The organism is Streptococcus pluranimalium (assembly GCF_047785745.1).
Lineage (GTDB): Bacteria > Bacillota > Bacilli > Lactobacillales > Streptococcaceae > Streptococcus > Streptococcus pluranimalium_B.
In genome coordinates, this window is the sequence record NZ_JBLOJT010000236.1 from 1 (window position 1) to 562 (window position 562).

General features: G+C 38.6%; 1 protein-coding gene. It reads right to left on the minus strand.

Annotated features, from left to right (window positions below; genetic code table 11):
* Nucleotides 1–201: 201 nt before the first annotated feature.
* On the minus strand, nucleotides 202–562 hold a 361-nt coding region (locus ACMZ6U_RS10685), incomplete at its 5' end, for a transposase (RefSeq protein ID WP_416108380.1).

Consider the following 562-nt stretch of genomic DNA (forward strand, 5'->3'; position numbering starts at 1 on the left):
CTACTTTTGTCTATTTTTTGAGGTTTTTCAATTGAGGAAATTAGTTGAAAGTTCTAAGTTAATACTCATCTAAAATCAAAAATAGCAAAAGTCCACTGTCGCTGAACAATCGCTTTTAAGTCACTCCAATGGAGAGCCTGAATAACAGATTGTAGCTTATCTATGACGTCATCTAATGTCTTAGAACCTGTATTCACAAAGTTATAAAGCCCTTAAAAGACGATTAATGTGTGATAGTTTAACAAAAGCAACCTCTGACGATACCGATTTTTCAACATCCTTAGCCAATCTTCGAGAGTGGTTCAACCAAGCAAACGTTCGCTCAACAACCCAACGTTTGGAAATGATTTGCCAGCTGCCCTTGATTTTTTCAGAAATATCTACTGGGCAACCAAACTCCTCAATCATCATCTCCTCAAAACTTTTCCGGTAGCCAGCATCGGCTGAAAAAACCTTGATGGTTGGGAATTGTAGCATCACTTTGCGAGCCACTAAAAAGCCTGATTTTGTGTCGTGCAAATTAGCTGCATGAACCACCACATCAAGAAGATTTCCCATGGTA